The sequence below is a fragment of the Algibacter mikhailovii genome (genome assembly GCF_014651495.1).
Classification (GTDB): Bacteria; Bacteroidota; Bacteroidia; order Flavobacteriales; family Flavobacteriaceae; genus Algibacter_E; species Algibacter_E mikhailovii.
In genome coordinates this window covers 171,484-188,913 of record NZ_BMWZ01000005.1, presented here as the reverse complement: position 1 = coordinate 188,913, position 17,430 = coordinate 171,484, and the positions used below count along the sequence as shown (strand labels likewise).

The 17,430-nt window shown below is 34.7% G+C and carries 18 protein-coding genes; 15 read left to right on the top strand and 3 right to left on the bottom strand.

Going from position 1 to position 17,430, the window contains the following annotated elements:
* Positions 1–9: 9 nt before the first annotated feature.
* From IE051_RS11895 to sufD, 8 genes are all read left to right on the top strand, one after another.
* Positions 10–1,347, top strand: a complete 1,338-nt coding sequence (locus tag IE051_RS11895; protein WP_229796796.1) for a hypothetical protein — start codon at positions 10–12, stop codon at positions 1,345–1,347.
* Positions 1,344–2,120 (top strand): MbnP family protein, encoded by a 777-nt coding sequence (locus tag IE051_RS11890; protein ID WP_189361021.1) that lies wholly within the window; start codon positions 1,344–1,346, stop codon positions 2,118–2,120. Before IE051_RS11895 ends, IE051_RS11890 begins: the two co-directional genes overlap by 4 nt.
* Before the next feature lie 6 nt (positions 2,121–2,126).
* Positions 2,127–3,185 (top strand): cytochrome-c peroxidase, encoded by a 1,059-nt coding sequence (locus IE051_RS11885; protein WP_189361020.1) that lies wholly within the window; start codon positions 2,127–2,129, stop codon positions 3,183–3,185.
* A gap of 142 nt (positions 3,186–3,327) precedes the next feature.
* Positions 3,328–3,657, top strand: a complete 330-nt coding sequence (locus IE051_RS11880) for a HesB/IscA family protein (RefSeq protein WP_189361019.1) — start codon at positions 3,328–3,330, stop codon at positions 3,655–3,657.
* Between the two features lie 15 nt (positions 3,658–3,672).
* Positions 3,673–5,121 carry a Fe-S cluster assembly protein SufB gene (gene sufB, locus IE051_RS11875; RefSeq protein ID WP_189361018.1) on the top strand — a complete coding sequence of 483 codons (1,449 nt, stop codon included), beginning with the start codon at positions 3,673–3,675 and terminating at the stop codon, positions 5,119–5,121.
* A gap of 10 nt (positions 5,122–5,131) precedes the next feature.
* Entirely contained in the window at positions 5,132–5,542 is a 411-nt protein-coding gene (locus tag IE051_RS11870) for a hypothetical protein (RefSeq protein WP_189361017.1), read from the top strand.
* A 1-nt stretch (position 5,543) separates the two neighbouring features.
* A complete protein-coding gene (gene sufC, locus IE051_RS11865; protein ID WP_189361016.1) occupies positions 5,544–6,296 on the top strand; it encodes a Fe-S cluster assembly ATPase SufC in 753 nt (250 codons plus the stop codon).
* Between the two features lie 76 nt (positions 6,297–6,372).
* Positions 6,373–7,686 (top strand): Fe-S cluster assembly protein SufD, encoded by a 1,314-nt coding sequence (sufD, locus tag IE051_RS11860; protein ID WP_189361015.1) that lies wholly within the window; start codon positions 6,373–6,375, stop codon positions 7,684–7,686.
* A gap of 51 nt (positions 7,687–7,737) precedes the next feature.
* Here the strand turns inward: sufD and IE051_RS11855 are convergent, their stop codons facing one another.
* Positions 7,738–9,057 carry a serine hydrolase domain-containing protein gene (locus tag IE051_RS11855; protein ID WP_189361014.1) on the bottom strand — a complete coding sequence of 440 codons (1,320 nt, stop codon included), beginning with the start codon at positions 9,055–9,057 and terminating at the stop codon, positions 7,738–7,740.
* Positions 9,058–9,155: 98 nt separating this feature from the next.
* Here IE051_RS11855 and IE051_RS11850 point away from each other — a divergent pair, with 98 nt between their 5' ends.
* The 7 genes from IE051_RS11850 to IE051_RS11820 all read left to right on the top strand — a co-directional run bounded on the left by IE051_RS11850 (position 9,156) and on the right by IE051_RS11820 (position 13,848).
* On the top strand, positions 9,156–10,370 hold the full coding sequence (locus IE051_RS11850) for an aminotransferase class V-fold PLP-dependent enzyme (RefSeq protein WP_189361013.1): 1,215 nt from the start codon (positions 9,156–9,158) through the stop codon (positions 10,368–10,370).
* Between the two features lie 42 nt (positions 10,371–10,412).
* On the top strand, positions 10,413–10,892 hold the full coding sequence (locus tag IE051_RS11845; RefSeq protein ID WP_189361012.1) for a hypothetical protein: 480 nt from the start codon (positions 10,413–10,415) through the stop codon (positions 10,890–10,892).
* Between the two features lie 39 nt (positions 10,893–10,931).
* The gene (locus IE051_RS11840) at positions 10,932–11,354 is read left to right on the top strand and encodes a SufE family protein (protein WP_189361011.1); all 423 of its coding nucleotides are present in this window, start codon (positions 10,932–10,934) and stop codon (positions 11,352–11,354) included.
* A gap of 1 nt (position 11,355) precedes the next feature.
* Complete coding sequence (locus IE051_RS11835) at positions 11,356–11,679, top strand: SUF system Fe-S cluster assembly protein (RefSeq protein ID WP_189361010.1); 324 nt, start codon at positions 11,356–11,358, stop codon at positions 11,677–11,679.
* Positions 11,680–11,699: 20 nt separating this feature from the next.
* Positions 11,700–12,269 (top strand): class I SAM-dependent methyltransferase, encoded by a 570-nt coding sequence (locus IE051_RS11830; protein ID WP_189361009.1) that lies wholly within the window; start codon positions 11,700–11,702, stop codon positions 12,267–12,269.
* Position 12,270: 1 nt separating this feature from the next.
* Entirely contained in the window at positions 12,271–12,777 is a 507-nt protein-coding gene (locus tag IE051_RS11825; protein WP_189361008.1) for a DUF2480 family protein, read from the top strand.
* Positions 12,778–12,906: 129 nt separating this feature from the next.
* The gene (locus IE051_RS11820) at positions 12,907–13,848 is read left to right on the top strand and encodes a DUF3078 domain-containing protein (RefSeq protein WP_189361007.1); all 942 of its coding nucleotides are present in this window, start codon (positions 12,907–12,909) and stop codon (positions 13,846–13,848) included.
* 78 nt (positions 13,849–13,926) lie between these two features.
* Here IE051_RS11820 and IE051_RS11815 read toward each other — a convergent pair whose 3' ends face one another.
* Together IE051_RS11815 and hflX are read right to left on the bottom strand one after the other, a co-directional pair.
* Entirely contained in the window at positions 13,927–16,185 is a 2,259-nt protein-coding gene (locus tag IE051_RS11815) for a penicillin-binding protein 1A (RefSeq protein WP_189361006.1), read from the bottom strand.
* 9 nt (positions 16,186–16,194) lie between these two features.
* Complete coding sequence (hflX, locus tag IE051_RS11810; RefSeq protein WP_189361005.1) at positions 16,195–17,388, bottom strand: GTPase HflX; 1,194 nt, start codon at positions 17,386–17,388, stop codon at positions 16,195–16,197.
* Between the last annotated feature and the right edge of the window lie 42 nt (positions 17,389–17,430).

Sequence of the window (17,430 nt, the reverse complement as noted above, 5' to 3'; positions counted from 1 at the left end):
ACTCATTTTATGTTGAAGAACTTTCGCTTGATCTTTTTATCTCTAGGCATGCTATTTTTTGCTTGCTCCAAAACGGAACCTATTGAAACTTCAATCGATTCAAATCCTAACATTAATTTCGTAAAAACTTTAGGCGGTTCTTTAAACGAATTGGCAAAATCTATAATAAAAACAAACGATGGAGGCTATGCTATTTTAGGGCATGTACAAAGCTCAAACGGGGATGTTAGCAATAAGCCTGACACCTCATTTGATTATTGGATACTAAAATATAATGAGACCCATACACTGCAGTGGCAATTCTCTTATGGCGGCAGTGAAGATGACCGCGGCATAGATATCATTCAAACCAATGATAATGGCTATGCTGTTATAGGCTATAGTAAGAGTAATAACAGAGACGTTACCGAAAATAATGGCGCCAATGATTTCTGGGTTTGTAAACTAGATGAAGCTGGTCATATTTTATGGGAAAAATCATTTGGTTATTTAGGCGCCGATATTGGTAATGCCATCATTCAAACAGAAGACAACGGGTTTTTAATTACTGGTGTTTTAGATGTTTCAGCGTCTAATGGACAAGGCAATAGCAAGGTCTCCAGTGCAAAGCGACATGCCGGTGGTGATTATTGGGCCATAAAACTTGATGCTACAGGGAATAAACAGTGGAGCAAATTTTATGGCGGCACATTTACAGATACACCAAATGACATCATTCAAACCAATGACAATGGCTACCTATTGATAGGCGCTTCAGATAGTGACGATGTGGATGTAAACAACAATAAAGGATCATATGATTTCTGGGTTGTCAAAATATCATCTTTTGGCACCTTACTCTGGGAAAAATCATTTGGTGGTTCTCAAATTGATGAAGCCCATGCCATCTGCAAGACTAATGATGGGAATTATTTTATTGTGGGAGATACACGAAGTAATGATTTTGACGTAACAAATAATAACGGGTCAGCAGACCTATGGTTGATTAAAATATCTCCCGATGGTGACTTGATATGGGAACAAAATTATGGAGGCTCTAGTTTCGATGTTGGCCGGTCCATTTCAAGAACGGAAGATAACGGATTTATTATCTCAGGAAGCTCAAGAAGTTTAGATGGTGATCTTGAAGAAAACAAAGGACAAAATGATGCATGGCTTTTAAAAATTGATTCTGAAGGGCGTTTACTCTGGCAGAAAACTATAGGCGGTTCTAATATTGATTTCGCTTATGATGCAATAGAACTTAAGAACAAAAGCATTATTTCAATAGGAGAATCCAGCAGTATTGACGGCGATATTGAAACAAACAAAGGTTTTTCAGATTTACTAATATTTAGCTTAAAATGAAAAACACCATACTTTTTTTATTAATTCTAAGCAGTTTTACACTCATAACATCTTGCAATGAAAACAATGAATATGAATCTTCTCAATTCAACCTCACTTTTAATTTTAGTCACTCTTGGGACGAAAAGACTGTAACCAATACTGATTTTAATACTATTCAATTTACCAATGCTCATGGCGAATCATTAAGCATTACGAAACTGAGATACCTTATCTCAAGAATAACCTTTGAAAAACCTAATGGTGAAACATTAACATTAGATGGCTATAACCTAGTAGATGTTACTAATAATTCAAATACTAGCTTCACACCAATTCCTAAAATTCCTGAAGGCACCTATAGTAAAGTCTCTTTTATTTTCGGTTTTAACAATGAAGATAATTATGATTTAAACTATCCTGATTTAAACTCGGTCTCTTGGAATGTTCCCGAAATGTTAGGCGGTGGCTATCATTACATGCAACTTGAAGGCAAATTTATTGATAACAGCTCTACTGAAACGAGCTATGCCTACCACACCATAAGAGCTGTAAATAACAGGGTTACACCACAAGTTTTTAAAGACACTTTTTTTGAAGTTGATTTAGGCGAAGTCACTATTTTAAATGATACCACTTTCCATATAAATATGAATATTTCTAAATGGTTTGACACCCCCAACATTTGGAATTTAAATGACCTGAATAATATGCTCATGCCTAATTTTGATGCACAAATAGACATGTTTGAAAATGGTCAAAATGTTTTTAGTCTAAAATCCATAAAACCATAATTTGCGTTGAAACACTGGAACCTATATGTTTTATTATTTTTAATTTTATCATGCTCAAATGATAATCAGGAAATATATGTTCAAACACCACAACCCCTTAATATTCCAATTCTATTTGAAGAAAACATTCTTGCTCCAGTAATCCCTATTAATAACCCGCAAACCGCAGAAGGTATAGCACTTGGTAAAAAACTATTTTTCGACCCTATTTTATCAGGAGACGAAAGCCAGGCTTGTGCAGATTGCCATGCGCCAGAACAAGCATTTACAGACGTCCGCAGATTTAGCGAAGGCATTGATGGTACTTTAGGCAAAAGAAATTCCATGCCACTTTTTAATTTAGCTTGGAATTATGACGAAAAATTCTTCTGGGACGGCAGTTCATTTAGCCTTGAACACCAAGCTTTTATACCGGTATCAGATCCTACCGAAATGAAAAATACTTGGACAGTGGTGGAACAAAAATTACAGAATCATAAAGAATACCCTACGCTTTTTACGCAAGCCTTTGGTTCTTCAAAAATAGACTCTATTGCCGTTACAAAAGCTATTGCCCAGTTTGAGCGCACTCTAATTTCGTCAAACTCAAAATTTGATCAATACCTTTTAAATAAAATTGAACTTACCGCTCAAGAATTAAACGGCTTTAATATTTTTATGGATGAAGCCCGGGGCGACTGTTTTCATTGTCACGGCAGTGATAAAAATCCGCTTTGGACGGACAATATTTTTCATAATAATGGCCTAGACGAAACATTTATAGATTTAGGCTTAGGTAACATAACTGGTGACCCCTCTGATAATGGAAAATTTAAGACCCCTTCCCTGCGCAATTTAGCCTTTACTGCACCTTTTATGCATGATGGAAGATTCACCACAATTGAAGCTGTAATAGACCATTATAGTGAAGGTTTAAAAAACTCAGAAACTATTGACCCACTTATGAAAAAAGTGGATTCTGGTGGCATTGGCTTAACACCTCAGGATAAAGCCGATTTGAAGGCCTTTTTACTAACGCTTACTGATTTTGAATTCATCAATAATTCTGCATTTCACAATCAATAATAAAAAACTATAAAACCATATAGTAATACAATGTCAGGTTTTATGGAATTCGAGGACTTATATTGTATATTTGTGCTCTATTTAGAAACTGTCTTAATAAAAAAAAGATTAATACACAACTAAATTTAAAAAAATAAATAATATGATAAAAGTCTCTGAAACAGCTAAGAAGAAAGTAGTTGAACTTATGGCCGATGATGGCTATAACGCTTCAACGGACTATGTTCGTGTGGGTGTTAAAAGTGGCGGATGCTCCGGATTATCTTATGATTTAAAATTTGATAAAGAACATCAAGAAGAAGACAAAATATTTGAAGATAATGGTGTCAAAATCATTGTAGATAAAAAGAGTTTCCTATACCTAATTGGAACTACTTTAGAATATTCTGGAGGATTAAACGGAACGGGATTCGTTTTCAACAATCCTAATGCCAACCGAACTTGCGGTTGTGGCGAATCATTTTCACTTTAAAAATTATAACGAATTATGTCGAAGTATACCGAGGATGATTTACGCGAAGAGCTAAAGACCAAAGAATACGAATACGGATTTTATACAGATATAGAATCAGATACATTCCCTAATGGGTTAAATGAAGATATTGTACGTGCTATTTCTCAAAAGAAAGAAGAGCCACAATGGATGACCGACTGGAGACTTGAAGCGTTTCGAGTATGGAAAGATATGGTTGAACCTGAATGGGCCAATGTGCATTATGAGAAACCAGATTTTCAAGGTATCTCATATTATTCTGCGCCAAATAGCAAACCAAAATATGATAGTATTGACGAAGTAGATCCAGAATTATTGGCCACTTTTGAAAAACTAGGAATTTCCCTTGATGAGCAAAAAAAATTAGCCGGTGTGGCTATGGATGTTGTTGTAGACTCGGTTTCTGTAGCAACAACATTCAAGAAAACATTAGGGGAAAAAGGTATTATATTCATGAGTATCTCAGAAGCTATTAAAGAGCATCCTGAACTTGTGAAAAAATATTTAGGTACTGTTGTTCCTCAAAAAGACAATTTTTATGCTGCGTTAAATTCGGCAGTTTTTAGTGATGGTTCTTTTTGCTACATTCCAAAGGGCGTAAAGTGCCCAATGGAATTATCTACTTATTTCAGAATTAACCAAGCAGGAACAGGTCAATTTGAAAGAACTTTAGTCATTGCTGATGAAGGCAGTTACGTAAGTTACCTCGAAGGATGTACAGCACCAAGTAGAGATGAAAACCAATTGCATGCCGCTGTTGTAGAACTTATTGCTTTAGATGATGCTGAAATTAAATATTCAACAGTTCAAAACTGGTATCCAGGAAATGCCGAAGGTAAAGGAGGGGTTTTCAACTTTGTGACTAAACGTGGTATATGCGAGAAAAACGCTAAAATATCTTGGACACAAGTGGAGACTGGATCTGCAGTGACATGGAAGTATCCTTCTTGCGTGTTAAAAGGAGACAATTCAGTAGGTGAGTTCTATTCTATTGCGGTTACAAACAATTATCAGCAAGCAGATACTGGAACAAAAATGATACACTTAGGAAAGAACACAAAGTCTACCATTATTTCAAAAGGAATTTCTGCTGGAAAATCTCAAAACAGCTACCGTGGTCTAGTGCAAGTAAGTTCAAGGGCGGAGAATGCTCGTAACTTTTCGCAATGCGATAGTTTACTCATGGGTAATGAATGTGGAGCGCATACATTCCCTTATATAGAAGCAAAAAACAAATCGGCCAAAATTGAGCATGAAGCCACAACAAGTAAAATTGGTGAAGACCAGATTTTCTATTGTAATCAACGCGGAATAGACACTGAAAAAGCTATTGCATTAATTGTAAATGGTTTTAGTAAAGAGGTGCTTAACAAGCTCCCTATGGAATTTGCCGTTGAAGCTCAAAAATTATTAGAAATTAGTTTAGAAGGTAGCGTAGGTTAAAATCTAAGAAATGAAAAGAGTATTATCTATTGCGTTGTTATTAATTGTTGTTTTTGCATGTAAAAATGAAAGCAAGTCAAAAGACGCTAAAATTATTGAAGCCGTTATAGCTAAGGAACAATCAGAAAACCTTACCGTATTAAAGGGTAGTTTTGTTTATTATGATGGGGCAGCTGTACTACAAACATCAAATGAAATATATGGTGTTTTAGTAACTGAAAAAATGGAGGAATTAAACAAACAAGCTGAAATGTTTAAAACCGAACCAACAGATATGGTTCAAGTTGAAGTAAAAGGAACAATTACAAACCAAAAAGACGATAAAATACTTTGGAAGAATAAAGTTAACATTGTTGAAATAATAAATGTTAGAGCAATTCCAAAAGAAGAAAACAACGTTGTAAAATTAGGAAAAGAATAGTATGTTAAAAATAGACAACTTACACGCAAGTGTTGAAGATAAAAGTATTTTAAAAGGTATTAACCTTGAAGTAAAACCGGGCGAAGTTCATGCTATTATGGGACCTAATGGTTCTGGTAAAAGTACATTAGCTTCTGTGATTGCCGGAAAAGAAGAGTACGAAGTAACTAAAGGAAATATTGAGTTTGAAGGTGAAGATATAGAAGAATTGGCTGCGGAAGAGCGCGCTCACAAAGGGGTGTTTTTATCGTTTCAGTATCCTGTTGAAATTCCGGGAGTTTCTGTTACCAATTTCATGAAAACCGCTATAAACGAATCTAGAAAAGCCAAAGGCTTAGAAGATATGCCTGCTAAAGACATGCTTAAGTTAATTCGTGAAAAATCAGAGTTACTAGAAATAGACCGAAAATTTTTATCGCGTTCATTGAATGAAGGATTTTCTGGAGGAGAAAAGAAAAGAAACGAGATCTTCCAAATGGCCATGCTTGAACCTAAGTTGGCTATTTTAGATGAAACAGATTCAGGTCTTGATATTGATGCCCTTCGTATTGTTGCAAATGGCGTGAACAAATTAAAAAGTAATGATAATGCTGTTGTTGTAATTACGCACTACCAGCGTTTACTAGATTATATCGTTCCGGATTTTGTGCATGTATTATACAACGGGCGCATTGTAAAATCAGGAGGAAAAGAATTAGCTCATGAACTTGAGGAAAAAGGTTACGATTGGATTAAAGAAGAAGTGAACGCCTAAATTAGTTTGCAATGCTTAGTCATAAACTGCCATAGGCAACAAAAGACAACCAGCTAGCGACTAACAAATGAAAACAATGGATTTAAAAGAAAAATTAGTATCATCATTTTTAGCCTTTGAAAATAGTGTTGATATCGATAGCTATGTGCACGATGTTAGATCTGAAGCCATAAAAGTGTTTGAAGAAAAAGGATTCCCTTCTAAGAAAGAAGAAGCCTGGAAATACACCTCTTTAAATAAAATCTTAAAAGTAGATTATAGCGTTTTTCCAAAACAAGAAAATGCACTTGACTATAAAGATGTTAAGCAATATTTCATTCATGATATTGACACCTATAAAATCATTTTTATTGACGGAAAATATTCATCCCACCTCTCTGAAACAACGCATGATGGTATAGATGTTTGCCTTATGTCTGCGGCTTTGAATAAACCAAAATACCGTTTAGTCATTGAAAACTATTTCAATAAGGCAGCTTCAAAAGAAAGCCTAGCTTCATTGAATACCGCTTTTGCTAGTGAAGGGGCCTATATCCATATTCCAAAAAATAAAATAGCCGACAAACCTATTCAGGTGATTCATTTTTCAACAGGAAATGAATCTGCTTCATTGCTACAACCCCGTAATTTAATTGTAGTAGAAGAGAATAGTCATGTTCAAATAATAGAACGTCATCAAAGTTTAACCAATAATGCCGTTTTAACCAATAGTGTTACGGAAATATTTGCTAGAAAGCGTGCCATTGTAGATTACTATAAAATTCAAAATGACACGGCAAACGCCTCTTTAATAGACAACACCTTTATTAAACAACAAAGAGAAAGTATAGCATCTGTGCATACTTTTGCATTTGGTGGCAAGTTGACTAGAAACAACTTAAACTACTATCAAGAAGGTGAGCGCATTGACTCTATTTTGAAGGGGGTTACTATTTTAGGAGATAAGCAACATGTAGACCACAACACATTGGTGCATCATATTGAACCGAACTGTGAGAGTCATCAAGACTACAAAGGTATTTTTGGAGACCAATCAACAGGTGTGTTTAATGGTAAAATTATTGTTGAAAAAGAGGCTCAAAAAACAAATGCTTTTCAGTCTAACAATAACATATTGGTGAGTGACAAGGCCTCAATAAATACGAAACCGCAATTAGAAATTTTTGCTGATGATGTAAAATGTTCGCATGGCTGTACCATAGGTCAACTTGATGAAAGTGCATTGTTTTATATGCAATCACGAGGTATACCAAAGAAAGAAGCTAAAGCGCTATTGATGTATGCTTTCAGTAATAATGTATTAAGTTCCGTAAAAATCCCAGAAATTAAGCAACGTATAAATAAAATTATTGCGAACAAACTAGGTGTAGATATTGGGTTTGATTTGTAAAACGCATCATACTTTAGAAGAAAACAAAAAGCCATTCATTCTGAGTGGCTTTTATTTTTCTAAAGCATCTATAACATCTTTAAGAAATTTATTCCCATTAAAAGCAGATAACCCGAAACGTACAACTACCATATCCTGATCTGGTAACACATACACGCGTTGCCCTTGAAAACCGTCTGCAAAATACATGTTAGCCGGCACGTCTTTCAATTTTTTATTCGCATTCAACCAAAACTGAGCACCATAAGTGCCGTTTGAAGTCGCTGTAGGCATGGAGACATAATCAACCCATGATTTGGTAAAAAGTGTTTGTCCATTCCAATCCCCATTGTGTAAATATAACAGACCAAACTTTGCCCAATCTCGCGCTGTTGCCCACGCGTAAGATGAGCCGATATAATTCCCACTTAAATCGGCTTCTAAAACCATAGAATTCATTCCAATTTTATCAATCAAATCAGTATACCAAAAATCCAAATACGCCTGATGGGAAGAAAACTGCTTCCTTAAAATCCCCGACAATAAATTAGTAGTGCCTGAAGAATAATTCCAAGATTCATTGGGTTTCCCTACCAATGGCTTATGTTCTTGAAGTTTAGTCATATCACGTTCCAAAAACAACATTTTTGTTACATCTGAAATTTTATCATAGTCTTCCTCCCACTCTAAACCGGAATTCATTTGTAGTAAATTATGAATTGTTATTTGTTGCCGCTCGTCATTTTGCCATGAAGCAATTGGAGCTTTATCATATACATTCAATTTTCCTTGATGTTGCATTACGCCAAAAACTGTACTCAAAATACTTTTAGTCATGGACCATCCTAAAATTTTTGCATCTTTTGAAAATCCTTCAGCATATTTTTCGGCAATTATTCTATCCTTATGAAGTATCACAACTGCTCGAGTTTTAGAATTCTGAAAAATAGTCTTCACAGCACTATTTAATTTCTCATAATTGACATGCGGGAAAACAGTGTCCTTATGTGCTGCATTACCATACGGATAGGGCGTTAAGTTGTCTGGCTTCAATCGTTTTGGTCTTAAATAAGGACTCGTTTCATCAGCTTCTGTCAGCGTTAAAACAGTACCTAATCCTTTTCTATGAATGGCCTTTCGAGTTAATAAACCAAAAGCTGATGCCGTGGCTGTTCTCTTTTCTATATCTACCACATCAGAAGCTAAGTTTACTGGGAAAAAGTTATTATCCGTTTCGTCTGTAAATTCCGAAGTACGATTTGCCACGAAAACTGAGGATGCCGTATTTTTTGCTGAATAGCCCGACAACATATTCAACTTCGGATAGTTATAAAATAAGGCTATTGTAATTAATACCACTAAAAACAGTACTAACCATTTGAAAGTCTTCATATAAAAAAGGTTTAGTTATGTAAAAATAAGAAAATTATATAGCCTTTATAAAAGGTTTAAAACAGCAAGGTTTATCTTTGCAACCTAAAAAGTAATTTATGCTAAATGTTGATGAAATTCGAAAAGACTTTCCCATTCTTTCTAGAGAAGTAAATGGCAAGCCCTTAGTGTATTTTGATAATGCAGCTACTGCACAAACACCTAAACAAGTTATTGACACCATTGTAGACTATTACTCAAATTACAATGCTAATATTCATCGCGGTGTTCATACCTTAAGTCAAGAAGCTACAGATTTATATGAACAAGCTCGTTATAAAATACAAGCGCATTTTAATGCAAAATTCTCGCATGAAATCATATACACTTCAGGAACTACACACGGCATAAATTTAGTTGCAAACGGATTCTCATCACTTTTAAAAAAAGGGGATGATATCATTGTTTCAGCCTTAGAGCATCATTCAAATATAGTGCCTTGGCAAATGCTATGCGAACGCACCGGTGCCAATCTAAAAGTTATTCCCATGAATGCGGAAGGCGAGTTAGTGATGGCTGAATATTCTAATTTGCTTTCTAAAAACACCAAACTTGTATTTGTCAATCATATTTCAAATGCGTTAGGAACAATAAACCCGATAGAGGATATTATCGCGCAAGCACATAACGTTGGAGCAGCCGTTTTAATTGATGGTGCGCAATCAACGCCTCATGTTAAACCTGATGTTCAGAAACTGGATGTGGATTTTTATGTAGCTTCGGCACATAAGATGTGCGGACCAACGGGCGTTGGTATGTTATATGGTAAAGAGGAATGGTTAAAAAAACTACCACCATACCAAGGTGGTGGTGAAATGATTGCTGAAGTAACCTTTGAAAAAACAACCTATGCTGATTTACCTCATAAATTTGAAGCAGGAACACCAAACATTGCTGGTGGTATTGCATTTGGAGCAGCAATAGACTATATGAACGGGATTGGGTTTAACAATATTGCCGATTTTGAAAATGAGCTTTTGGAATACGCCACGAATAAACTTCTTGATATTGAAGGTTTAAAAATTTACGGCACATCAAAACATAAAACTGCTGTCATTTCTTTTAATTTAGAAGGCATTCACCCCTATGATGTAGGTACAATTTTAGACAAACTGGGCATTGCTGTTAGAACAGGTCACCATTGTGCACAACCCATTATGGACTACTATAAAATTCCAGGAACGGTAAGAGCATCTTTTGCTTTTTATAATACCAAAGCAGAGATTGACACTCTTGTTGCTGGCGTAAAAAAAGCAAAAATCATGCTATCTTAGTTTTTAAATCTCTTTGGGCAGTTCCAAAATAAATCATTCATCGTGAAATTAGCTCGTATACTATTTTGGAACATTTTACTGCTTGCATCTTGTGGCCGCTATAATAAAACAAATTCTAATGCTGTTCTTAATGAGAACCGAGTAACAAATGAATTAGCTCAAGAACAAATTAAGGCATTTGAATATACAGCCGCTTTAAGGGGAAATTATCAAAAAACAACCATATCAAAGGAAGCGATTCTCACAAGCAAAAAAAGAGGTGGCAATCCTGTCAAACAACCATGTACATTGGAAGATTGGGCTAAACTGATGGACCTTTTAGAACTTATTGAGTTGGAGCAACTTCATAAGTTTGAACCACCTAGTAAAGATTTTCAATTTGACGGCGCTTCATTAGCACGATTACGTATTATTTCAAAAGATAAAATTTACGAAACTCAAGGTTTTGATCACGGTAACCCGCCAAAAGAAGTTACCGATTTAGTTAAAGAAATCTTATCAATTTCTGAAAATATTGAATAGCAACTTTTGTTGTTGTACTTTTGTTTAAAATAAGTGATTGTGACTATTGAAGAAATACAAAACGAAATAATAGACGAGTTTTCCATGTTTGAGGACTGGGAAGAGCGTTACCAATATATGATTGATTTAGGTAAAGATTTACCACTAATTGACGACCAATACAAAACAGATAGCAACATTATTAAAGGTTGCCAAAGTAAAGTATGGGTACATGCAGAAATGGATAATGATAAAATAGTTTTCACTGCAGACAGCGACGCGATTATTACAAAAGGAATCATTGCTATTTTAATAAGGTCATTCTCCAACCAACACCCTAAAGACATCATCAATGCTGAAACTGATTTTATTGATCAAATTGGTTTAAAAGAGCACTTGTCACCTACTAGAGCTAATGGATTAGTGAGTATGGTGAAACAATTAAAAATGTATGCCATTGCATACCAAACACAGCTAAGTTAAAATGAGTGAAGAAATAAATACTGCAGATTTGGGAGAAAAAATTGTAAATGTTCTTAAAACGATTTACGATCCAGAAATTCCTGTCGACATTTATGAATTAGGTTTAATTTATGACGTTTTTGTTAATGAAGATTCTGACGTAAAAATCTTAATGACATTAACAACACCCAATTGTCCTGTGGCCGAAACGCTACCTTTAGAAGTTGAAGAAAAAGTAAAATCGCTAGATGAGGTGAAAGATGCGGAAGTTGAAATCACTTTTGATCCGCCTTGGACACAAGAACTAATGAGTGAAGAAGCTAAACTAGAATTAGGAATGCTTTAAGTTTCGTTTTTTATTAAAATATGAGTGCGGCATATTATAAAACAGAAGCATCTGTTAATGAATATATTGAATTAGCAAAAGACGTTGATGGTGCCCTGCTTATTGATAAATTAAAACATTATCTCCCTTCCAATTCTAGTGTGTTAGAAATTGGATCGGGTCCAGGAACAGATTGGAACATCCTAAACAAATTTTATCAGGTAGTTGGTTCAGATAATTCGGAAGAATTTTTAAAGCATTTAAGAGAACAAAACTCTAATGGTCAATTTATTAATTTGGACGCCGTTACTCTAAAGACAGATGAAATTTTTGATGGAATTTATTCGAACAAAGTCATGCATCACTTAACCGATGTTGAACTTAATAAATCAATTAATAGGCAATTCGATGTTTTAAATACAAATGGTATCATCTGTCATTCATTTTGGCGAGGAGAAGATTCCGAAATTTTTAAAGGACTTTTTGTAAATTATCATGAAAAGATAAACCTTGAAAAATTCTACCAAGATAAATTTGATATACTGTATTTAGACTATTATAACGAATTTGATAAAGATGATTCTATTTTGATAATAGCAAAAAAGAAATAAAATGGCAGATGAAATAATAAACCGCGTAGCGAATAGTAAATTAGTTACTATTGACCTTGAAGATTACTATCCTAAAGGAGAACGCGTTCTTTTTGACATTAAAGATTGGTTATTTGAAGGCTTTGTACTTCGTGAAAAAGAATTTAGAGGACATGTTTCTCAGTTCGATTGGAGTCAATACCAAAACTGCTATGTTGCCTTAACATGTAGTACAGATGCAATTGTACCGGGTTGGGCATTTATGTTGTTAGCTATTAACATAGAACCCTATGCTAAAAAAGTAATTGTTGGTGATCTAGACCAATTAGAATCTTCAATTTACCAAGATATCATTGAAAATCTTGATGTTTCTGAACATCAGGGAAAACCAATTATCATTAAAGGCTGCGCCAACAAGCCAATACCAAAAAACGCTTATATTTTTCTAGCCAACAAGCTGAAGCCCATTGCGAAATCAATTATGTATGGGGAAGCATGCTCTTCAGTGCCTTTATTTAAGAAGAAGTGATTTTTCAGTCTATTTAAGGCGAATTATAAAACATTTATTCAACATATTCTATTCGTTTTTTTTAAGTCTGATTATTCTATCAACTTAAAATTAACTTATCTTTGAGCGCATTTTATTAAAATCAAAAACATGAAAAAAACGCTATTAATCATGACTTTGTTTATTGGAACTATTATTTCAATGAACGCTCAAACAAAAGAAGAATTAAAAGCCCTAAAGGCTGAAAAAGAAGCAGAAGCGAAAGCTTTAACAAAGGAAGCTGAAGATCTCCAATCTCAAATCGACAAATTCCCAGGCTGGAAATTTGGCGCTTTTGGTACTATTGGAGCCAGTTTATCTGAATTTAACAATTGGTATGCCCAAGGAACCCCAAACAACTCTTCAGGAAATATTAATATTACGGCAAACCCGTATGCTAAATTAGACCGAGAAAAATATTTTTGGTATAGTAAAGCAAATATCAACCTTAGTTGGGTAAAATTCGATGATAAAGATGACCCGACCGACGATAATAGCTTTAAAGAAGCGAATGACGTTTTTAGCCTTACCTCGCTTTATGGTTATAAATTAAGTGATAAACTTGCGGTTTCAACCTTAGGAGAGTACCGCTCGACATTAATTAACAACTTCAACGACCCAGGATATTTAGATCTAGGTGTCGGTATCACTTGGACGCCTATTGAAAATCTTGTTGTAGTTGTTCACCCAATAAACTACAACTTTGTATTTGCAGATAACGATGCCATTTTTGAGTCATCTTTCGGTGCCAAGATCGTTGCAAACTATGCACGTACTTTCGGTAATTTTGAATTAAGCTCTAACCTATCATCATTTGTGAGTTATGAAAATTCTAACTTATCAAACTGGACTTGGATTAACTCCTTTAGTTATAATGTATGGAAAGGTATTGGTTTAGGTTTTGATTTTGGCTTTAGAGACAGTAAACAAGAAGCTGTTAATTTTGCCTTAGGTAATTGGGACCCTGATGGAACAGATCCTATGCCTTCTTTTGAAAACGTGGATAACAAATTACAAGTCTATACTACTTTTGGTCTTAGTTATAAATTCTAAACCAAAACATCATAGGTTAAAAAAACAAAAAGTACTTCTTTATAAGAAGTACTTTTTGTTTTTAATAGAATCATTATTCTATTTATTTCCCTTAAATTTTTTAGTTTTTTTCTTCTTACTGAATAGTCGTTTAATAAATGTATCACGCTTTTCCGGCTCACAATCTAAATCCTCAATAACCTGTTCTGAGGGATTTTCAAATTGCGTTCGGGTTATGGTATCAAACTCAGGAGCCGCATTCAACTTTTGATAAAATTTAGCAAAAATAGGTAATGCCGAATTAGCCCCTTGCCCTAAACCTGTAGTTTTAAAACCAATACTATGATTATCATTGCCAACCCAGGTCACAGTAACTAGTTTAGGAGTAATTCCAACAAACCATCCGTCCTTATTATCTTGTGTGGTTCCTGTTTTACCAGCAATCTCGTTTTTAAGTTTATACGTAGTTCGTAATCTCTGAGCCGTTCCTGTATTGACAGTAGATTTCATCATTTCAAGGAGGACTTGATTGGTATAAGAACTAAAGGCTTTTTCCTGTGAATGTTCAGGACTATAATCAACAATAAGATTTCCAGCTCGATCTTCAATTTTTGTGATATAATAAGGTTTTACCGGTTTACCTTGATTTACATAACTTGCGTAGGCCCCAGTTAATTCTTTAAGATTCATTTCAGCTACCCCTAAGGCTAATGCTGGCTCTTCAGGCAGTGCTTTAGTAACCCCTAGTTTTTGGACCTGATTTAGAACTTTAGGTATGCCAACATCATTTAAAACCTTAACCGCGATTGTATTTACCGAATTACTTAATGCTTTTTCTAAGGTATAATTAACATATTGATCCTCTTGTTTACCCCCTGAGTTACTGGGAGTCCAATCTTCATAATTTGAATACGTGACTTCCGATAAAGAAAAATACGTACAAGGATTCATTCCATTTTCAATAGCTGCGGTATAAACAAATGGTTTAAACGTTGAACCTACTTGCCTTTCGCTTTGCGATATGTGGTCATATTTAAAATATCTATAATCAATACCTCCAACATAGGTACGAACCGCTCCTGTGGTTGGATCTATAGACAACATACCTGTGTTCAAGAATTTCAAATAATGCCGAATACTATCCTTAATAGTTATGTTTCTAATAGTATCTCCTTGCCAACTGAATAGACTTACATCACGTTTTAAACCAAGCGAATCTTCAATTTGACCATCAGATAACCCTTGAGCCTTAAACGATTTATATTGGGGCAAATTTTTATAAACTGATTCTACCAAGCTTTTGTTTTTTAACCACGGTGCAGACTCGCCATAAGACAATTCAAAATCTGACTGCAACTGGGATAAATGTTCTTTGACAGCGGTTTCTGCGCTTTCTTGCATCTTATAATCTAAGGTGGTATGTACAATCAATCCGTCTTTATACAAATTATAAGAATGCCCTTCAGGAGATTTTATGGTATCAAGAATTGCAGCTAATTCCTGTTTAACTGCTTCCCTAAAATAAGGCGCTATACCTACATCGTGATTAAATGACCTATAATTTAAAATCAAGTCTTGATGCACTAAGGTATCAAGTACCTCCTCATCTAAATAATCATACTTCACCATTTGATGAAACACCACGTTTCTTCTTTTTTTACAATTTTTTGGATTTCTTCGTGGGTTATAAAAACTATTTGCCTTAAGTGTACCAACTAAGGTTGCAGCCTCACTTATAGACAATTCAGATGCTGGTTTATTAAAAAATTTTCTAGAAGCACTTTCTATGCCATAGGTATTATCTGAAAAAGGAACTGTATTTAAATACAAGGTCAAAATTTCATTTTTAGAATAGATCTCTTCAATTCGGGTAGCCACAATAGACTCTTTAAACTTATTTATTACAGTACTAAATAACAAAAAGTCCTGCCTTCCAAATAAATTCTTCGCTAATTGCAATGTAATGGTACTACCGCCACCAGAAGATCTGTCTTGTAATAAGATACTCTTCACAAACACCCTTAGCAAACTTACATTATCAATACCATCATGTTCATAAAAACGAACATCTTCAGTGGCCACTAGAGCATCTATTAAATATTTAGGAAAATCCTTAAATTGGAGTGGCTGCCTATCGTAAATATAATATTTCCCAATTAAAGCACCGTCTTTATCTAATACTTGAGTGGCTTGATCTTGTTTAATTCCACCTAAACTTTCGGTGGTAGGTAATTCTCCAAAAAAGCCAAGATAAATACTAAAATAGAGACCTACGAAAAAAAATAAAATGGTAGTCCCAAAAACAAAGAGCCATTTCAACCATTTATTTTTAAACCACCTTGAAATTTTAAAACTCATAAACCTGGTTTAGCTTTCTTCCTCGTAATCTGGATAAAGAAAATGATTATAAGGAAACCGTGTGACATGAATTTCTCTAACCTCAGCATAGACGCGTTTTTTGAAATCTTCCAAATTTTGTTTATTCAAAGCAGAAATAAACAGCGCATTATCCCCTATTTTACTCATCCAAGTGCTTTTCCATTCTTCCAAAGAATAGTGTTTTGCAGTACGTTCGGTTTCTAAATCATCGTCGTCAATATGCTCTTGTTGATACGCATCTATTTTATTAAAAACCATTATAGTTGGTTTATCACCACTTTTTATTTCACCCAAAATTTTCTCTACAGAAGCTATATGTTCTTCAAAATTAGGATGCGAAATATCAACCACATGCAGCAACAAATCGGCCTCTGTGACTTCATCTAAGGTACTCTTAAAACTGTCTACCAATTGTGTAGGTAACTTTCTTATAAAACCTACGGTATCTGATAACAAAAAAGGCAGATTTTGTATAACTACCTTTCTCACGGTGGTATCTAAAGTTGCAAATAACTTGTTCTCAGCAAACACCTCGCTTTTACTAATAACATTCATTAAGGTAGATTTCCCTACATTGGTGTACCCCACTAGCGCGACTCTCACCATTTTACCACGGTTACCACGTTGCACAGCCATTTGCTTATCAATAGTTTTAATACGCTTTTTTAGTAGTGCAATTTTATCGCGAACAATACGTCTATCTGTTTCTATTTCTGTTTCACCAGGTCCGCGCATACCAATACCCCCCTTTTGTCTTTCAAGGTGCGTCCACATACCACGTAATCTTGGCAATAAATATTCACATTGCGCCAATTCAACTTGTGTTCTAGCATAACTGGTTTGAGCACGTTGCGCAAAAATATCGAGTATTAAATTCGTTCTATCTAAAACCTTTACATCCAGAATTTTACTTATGTTACGTTCTTGGGCTGCAGACAATTCATCATCAAAAATAGCCGTATCAATATGATGCTCATTGATATACTGACGCACATCCTCCATTTTACCAGTACCTATAAAAGTTTTAGGGTTGGGCATGTCCATTTTTTGAGTAAAACGTTTCACAGCATAACCCCCAGCTGTAAAGGTTAGAAACTCAAGCTCATCTAAGTACTCCTTAGACTTAACTTCGTCCTGATCTTTGGTAATAACACCTATTAAAACTGCTTTTTCTAAACCCACATCTTTCTTTTAAATACTGTAAATAAATTTGTGCAAAGTTAC